This is a genomic window from Ensifer sp. (genome assembly GCF_035999185.1).
In the GTDB taxonomy this organism is placed as follows: Bacteria; Pseudomonadota; Alphaproteobacteria; order Rhizobiales; family Rhizobiaceae; genus Ensifer.
The window spans coordinates 24,603-30,602 of sequence record NZ_DASYHB010000085.1 but is presented as its reverse complement, the minus strand read 5'-3'; the positions used below and the strand labels follow the sequence as shown (position 1 = coordinate 30,602).

Annotated in this window: 5 protein-coding genes; 1 reads left to right on the top strand and 4 read right to left on the bottom strand. The window is 61.9% G+C overall.

Annotated elements, in window-relative coordinates; genetic code table 11:
• From VGO04_RS08385 to VGO04_RS08375, 3 genes are all read right to left on the bottom strand, one after another.
• Positions 1–927, bottom strand: a 927-nt coding sequence (locus VGO04_RS08385; RefSeq protein ID WP_327495488.1) for a carbohydrate ABC transporter permease, incomplete at its 3' end; no start/stop codon positions are given.
• Between the two features lies 1 nt (position 928).
• Positions 929–1,942 (bottom strand): sugar ABC transporter permease, encoded by a 1,014-nt coding sequence (locus VGO04_RS08380; protein WP_327495487.1) that lies wholly within the window; start codon positions 1,940–1,942, stop codon positions 929–931.
• A gap of 192 nt (positions 1,943–2,134) precedes the next feature.
• Entirely contained in the window at positions 2,135–3,493 is a 1,359-nt protein-coding gene (locus tag VGO04_RS08375; RefSeq protein ID WP_327495486.1) for an ABC transporter substrate-binding protein, read from the bottom strand.
• A 288-nt stretch (positions 3,494–3,781) separates the two neighbouring features.
• On the opposite strand from VGO04_RS08375, the gene VGO04_RS08370 reads away from it, so the two are divergent.
• Positions 3,782–4,813 carry a LacI family DNA-binding transcriptional regulator gene (locus tag VGO04_RS08370; protein ID WP_327495485.1) on the top strand — a complete coding sequence of 344 codons (1,032 nt, stop codon included), beginning with the start codon at positions 3,782–3,784 and terminating at the stop codon, positions 4,811–4,813.
• A 48-nt stretch (positions 4,814–4,861) separates the two neighbouring features.
• On the opposite strand, the gene folD is transcribed toward VGO04_RS08370, so the two are convergent.
• The gene (gene folD, locus VGO04_RS08365; protein WP_327495484.1) at positions 4,862–5,761 is read right to left on the bottom strand and encodes a bifunctional methylenetetrahydrofolate dehydrogenase/methenyltetrahydrofolate cyclohydrolase FolD; all 900 of its coding nucleotides are present in this window, start codon (positions 5,759–5,761) and stop codon (positions 4,862–4,864) included.
• Positions 5,762–6,000: the final 239 nt, after the last annotated feature.

The window sequence follows — 6,000 nt, the reverse complement described above, 5'->3', positions numbered from 1 at the left end:
GGTCCACAGGAACTGGAAGATCGCGAAGGAGGCGAGCGCCGGGAAGGACAGCGGCAGGATGATCTTGACGAAGATATCGAAATCGCTGGCGCCGTCGACGCGGGCGGATTCCATGATTTCGCGCGGCAGGCCGGCCATGTAATTGCGAAGCAGGTAGATCGCCAGCGGCAGGCCGAAGCCGGTATGCGCAAGCCAGATGCCGACATAGGTCTTGGCCGGCACGCCGAGGATCGTGCCGACACCATTATAGAGTTTCAGCAGCGGGATCAGTGACATCTGCAGCGGTACGACCAGAAGACCGACGACAACGGCGATCAGGATCGCACGGCCCGGAAACGGCATCCAGGCAAGCGCGTAGGCGGCAAAGGCCGCGATCATGATCGGGATGATCGTCGCCGGCACGGCAACCGTCAGCGAATTGATGAAGGAGCGTCCGATGCCTTCGGCGCTCAGGACCTCGACATAGTTGTCGAAGGTGAAGCGCGGCGGCGACGACGCCGTGACGAAGACGCGCTGGCCGCGCGAGCCTTCCATCTTCTTGTCAGAGACGATTTCGAAATTGCCGTCGGCCTGGACCGTCAGCTTCTCACCGTCGTTGAGTTCGGCGGTTTCTCCGGCCTTGAAGGCCGTCGGCTCGCGGCTGTTGAAGCCGAAGGCCGAGATCTGGCCCTGCTGGCCTTCGAGCAGGTTGCCCGAGATCACGAACTTGCCTTCGCGCTCGACCTGGGTTTCCGGACCGGGGGCCCGGACGACGATGTTCTGCGACGAGGTCGAAAGGGCGGTCCACCAGCCGGAAACGGCGAGCTGATCCTTGTCGCGAAGCGACGAGATCAAGAGGCCGGCGGTCGGCAGCGTCCAGAGCGCGACGATCAAAAGGACCGAGAGGTGGACGACCCACATGAGGGGGGAGCGTGTCGCTGGATTCATCTCAGTGCCCCTTCATTTCCTTGGCCGCGTTGCGGATGTTCCAGATCATGATCGGAACGACGAGGACCATGATGACGACGGCGATCGCCGCCCCTCGCCCGAAGTCCCCGCCCCCGCGGAACATCCAGTCGAACATCAGGTTCGCGAGTACCTGGCTCTGCCACTGGCCGTTGGTCATGGCGAGAACGATGTCGAAGACCTTCAGCACCAGACTGGTGATGGTCGTCCACACCACGGCGATCGTGCCCCAGATTTGCGGCACCATGATCTTGAAGAAGATCTGCCAGCCATTGGCGCCGTCGATGACGGCGGCCTCGATCGTTTCCTCGGGAATGCCGCGAAGCGCGGCCGAGAGGATGACCATCGCGAAACCGGTCTGGATCCAGACGAGGATCGCCATCAGGAAGAAATTGTTCCAGAAGGGCAGCGTGATCCAGGCCTGCGGCGCGCCGCCGAAGGCGACGACGATGGCGTTCAAGAGACCGATCTGCTCGGCCCCTTCAGGCCGGAAATCATAAATGAACTTCCAGATGACCGCGGCACCGACAAACGAGATCGCCATCGGCATGAAGATCAAGGTCTTGGCGATATTGCCCCACCATATACGGTCGGTGAGTGCTGCGATGACCAGGCCGAAGAAGGTCGCAAGCGCCGGAACGACAAGAAGCCAGAGGAAGTTGTTGTAGATCGACTGGCGGAACTCGCCGTCGTTGACCATCCAGGCGTAGTTGCTGACGCCGACGAAGTTCTGTCCGGCGCGGTCATGGAAGCTGTACCAGAGCGACATGATGACCGGATAGATCAGGTAAGTAGCAAGCGCGAAGAGGGCCGGCGCCAGGAACAGCCACGGACGGATGGCATTGGTGATGCGCAGGTTCCGCGAGGCGACGGCACCGGATTTTCCCTTCGACGGGAAGATCAGGTCGAGAACGAAACTGGTTCCCCAGAAATAGGCGGCGCAGCCGAGCACTCCGGCCAGCATAAACCCTGCAGCAGCGGCAAGCTGATAAAACATGACATGTCCCTCCCCTTCGATGCACGTCCCCGTGCAGGGCTGGCGATTGTCGCCGTTCTCATTGGGGCGCGCCGCTTCTCATCGTGACGAGCGCGAACCGAACGGAAAACCGCATCCGCTTTTCCTCGTCCCGCTCGAGCTGCGAACCCAGGGCGATAGCGGGCGGCATTTCTGCCGCCCGCTATCGGATTTTTACTTGATGGCGTCCCAGGCCTTCTGCACGCCGTCGGCAACGTCAGCCGACGACTTGCCGCCGACGAAATCGACCATGCCGGTCCAGAACGCGCCTGCGCCGATCTTACCCGGCATCAGGTCCGAACCGTCGAAGCGGAACGTAGTGGCGTTCAAGAGGATCTCGCCCTGCTTCTTCAGCGGCGGGTTGCCGTAGGTATCGACGTTGACGCTCTTGTAAGGCGTCAGGAAGCTCGTCTGTGCCATCCAGACTTCATGGGCAATCGGCGTCTTCAGGAATTCGATGAAGGCGCGCGCAGCCGGAGAATCCTTGGTGATCATGGCCAGCGTGCCGGCACCGAGCACCGGATTGCCGAGCTCCTTCTTGCTCTCGTAGGGCGGCATGTAGAAGAAGTCGGCATCCTCGCCAACCTTGGTGCCTTCAGGGAAGAACGACGGAATGAACGACGCCTGATGGTGCAGGTAGCACTTCGGCGGCGAGGCAAAGAGGCCCTTCGGGCTGTCGCGGAAGTCGGTGGAGGCAACGGCTGCTGCACCGCCATCGACGAACTTGTCGTTCTTGGCGAACCAGCCGAACTCGTCGATCGCGCCCATGACAGCCGGATCGGTGAACGGAATCTCGTTCTTGACCCACTTGTCATAGACGTCGGCCGGCTGCGTGCGCAGCATCATGTCTTCCACCCAGTCGGTGGCCGGCCAGCCGGTCGCACCGCCCGAGCCGAGACCGATGCACCACGGCTTGCCGCCGTCAGCGGCGATCTTCTCGGTCAGCGCCTTCAGCTCTTCCATGGTCTTCGGCACTTCGTAGCCGGCGTCCTCGAAGTTTTCCGGCGAGTACCAGACGAGCGACTTCACGTCGATCTTGTAAGGGAAGGCATAGAGCGCGGCATTGCCGTCCTTGCCCTTGTAGGTCGAGAGATCGACCCAGGACTGACCGGCGGCATAGTTGTCGAGCAGCCATTTCTGGGTCTCGTCGCCGAGCGGCGTCAGGTAACCCTTGGAGGCGAGATCGCCGATCAGACCCGGCTGTGGGAGGATCGAGATTTCGGAGGGGCTGCCGGCCTGCGTGTCGATGACGATCTGCTGCTCGTAGTTTTCAGACGACGAGTACTTGATCTCGGCGCCCGTCGCTTCGGTGAAATAGGCATAGACGCTCTTGAACAGAGCCTCGTCCTCGCCGCGCCACGGACCGAAGATCGTCAGCGTCTGGCCCTTGAGGTCGTGACCCTTCTTGAACTCCTCGAAGCTCGCCCAGTTGAACTTCGTGTCCTTGCCCGGCTCGAACTTGAGGTCCGCGGCAGCGGCGCTACCTGCCATGAGGGCAAATGCCGCCACACCCAACAGCAATGATCTCTTCACGTCCTTCTCCTCCCAAGATGAACCCGGATCCCACCGGGCAGACGACAGCGCAAAATTCAAAGCGCTTTGAGTTCGCTAACAAACCATTGCGACACGCGCGGAGTCAAGAGATTTCCCACCACTGTCCTCCATGCGACGGATTTGTGCTCTGCGGTAACGTTTTGCACCGCGCAATGGTTGAATTCCGCTTTGTTGCTCGAAAAACGGATGCTACACAAACGAGGAGCGCCGGGACCAAACACTAAAAATCATACGGATATCCAAAGCGCTTTGAGGGGAAATCCGACCATGGCGGTCAATCTCAAGCAACTTGCGGAACTGCTCGGCCTGTCCCAGACGACGGTCAGCCGGGCGCTGAACGGCTATCCGGAAGTCAATGCCGAGACCCGCCAGCGTGTGCTGCAGGCCGTGCGTGAAACCGGTTACAGGCCGAACCGCGCCGCCCAGCGGCTGGCCACAGGCCGGGCCTTCTCCATCGGCATGGTCATGCCGATCGCGCCCGGCATCGATTCCGACGTGCATTTCGGCGAGTTCCTGGCGGGGCTTGCTGAGGAAGCCGTCAAGCACGACTTCCACTTCGTGCTCAATCCGAGCGCGCCGGAAGATGAAGAAGTGACGTTTCGGCGATTGGCGGCCAGCGGCAATGTCGACGCCCTGTTCCTTGCCTATATGCGCGCCAACGACCCGCGCATCGCCATGCTGAAGTCGCTGTCCATTCCCTTCGTCGTCCATGGGCGGTCGATCGGCGAGAGCCGCGACTATCCCTTCCTCGACATCGACAACACCACCGCCTTCTACGACGCAGCGCGGCTTCTCATCCAGCTCGGGCACCAGCGCATCGCGCTGATCAACGGGCCGGAATATCTGGCCTTTTCCATTCGTCGCAAGAAAGGCATGCTGCGGGCGCTTGCCGAACACGGCCTCGCGCTCGACGAGGCGCTGGTGCAGCATTCTCTCATGACGGACGAACACGGTTATCGCAGCATGCAGCGCTTCTTGCAGCACGAGCAACCACCGACGGCGGTGCTCTGCTCCAGTACGGTGCTGGCGCTCGGCGCGGTTCGGGCGCTCAACCAGGCAGGCTTGAAGATCGGCGAGGATATATCGCTGATCGCCCATGACGACGTTCTGCCGATGCTGAAGCCTGAGAACTTCAGCGTGCCGCTGACGACGACGCGCTCGTCGCTGAGGGCCGCCGGCGCGCGGATTGCGACGCGGCTGATCGGCGGTATCCTGAAGCGTGGAGATTACCCGGATCAGGAACTCTGGCGGGCCGAGCTTATCGTGCGCGCATCGACCGGCCCTGCCCCGCAGAAATGAAGACGCGCCGCAATCGCGGCGCGCATCCATCTGAAATAGAAGTCGGGATCAGAAGCGTGGCGGTTTGCGGCCGGCCTTGCGGTGGGCGGCAATCACCGTGTTCGCCATCAGCATGGCGATGGTCATCGGTCCAACGCCGCCCGGCACCGGGGTGATGACGCTGGCGACCTCGGAGGCTTCCGCAAAGGCGACGTCGCCCACGAGTTTCGACTTGCCTTCGCCCTTTTCCGGCGCCGGCACGCGGTTGATGCCGACGTCGATGACGGTCGCACCGGGCTTCACCCAATCGGCCTTCACCATCTCCGGGCGTCCGACGGCAGCAACGAGGATGTCGGCATTGCGGCAGACGCCAGCGAGATCCTTCGTGCGCGAATGGGCGGTCGTCACCGTTGCATTGGCGGCAAGAAGCAGTGCCGACATCGGCTTGCCGAACAGGTTCGAACGGCCGATGACGACGGCGTTCAGCCCGGAAAGATCATCACCATGGGTCTGGCGCACGAAGACCATGGCACCGGCCGGCGTGCAGGAGACGAGGCCGCCTTCGAGATCGCCGGTCGCCAGCTTGCCGGCATTGACGACATGCAGGCCGTCCACGTCCTTTTCCGGCAGGATCGACTGGATGATCGGCTCGGAGTTCAGGTGCTTGGGCAGCGGCAACTGTACGAGGATGCCGTGGATGGACGGATCCGCGTTGAGGTCGGCAACCAAGGCAGCGAGCTCTTCCTGCGTCGTTGATTCCGGCAGCGTATGCTGGATCGACAGGAAGCCGCACTCCTTGGCCATCTTGCTCTTGGAGGAAACATAGGCGTGGCTTGCCGGATCGTCGCCGACGATGACAACAGCAAGACCCGCGCGCACGCCGGCTTCCGTCTCCAGCGCCCGAGTGGCGGCCTTAACGGCCTCGATCACCGAAGCGGCGACCTTTTTGCCATCAATCACAGTCGTCACGGCATGTTCCTCCTGGCTTCCTGTTCACGCGGCACACTCTAGTTCGCCCGGGAAAAGGCGATGGCCTCAAAGCGCCCTATGCTGTCCCAAACGCATAAATGCAAGAGGCGACGATGCGCTTGACGATTGTTTCGATCGACCGCATGGCATTTCCTCTCACCGATGAGAGGTGGCAATCGCGACGCCTGCTGCCATGAGCAGGCGCGATCATGGACAGCGACAAATCGGCATGCCCGTGC

Bases quoted from the DNA above. Each gene is read 5' to 3' on its own strand.
- VGO04_RS08370 (WP_327495485.1), top strand. From the start codon at position 3,782: ATGGCGGTCAATCTCAAGCAACTTGCGGAACTGCTCGGCCTGTCCCAG.
- VGO04_RS08380 (WP_327495487.1), bottom strand. From the start codon at position 1,942: ATGTTTTATCAGCTTGCCGCTGCTGCAGGGTTTATGCTGGCCGGAGTG.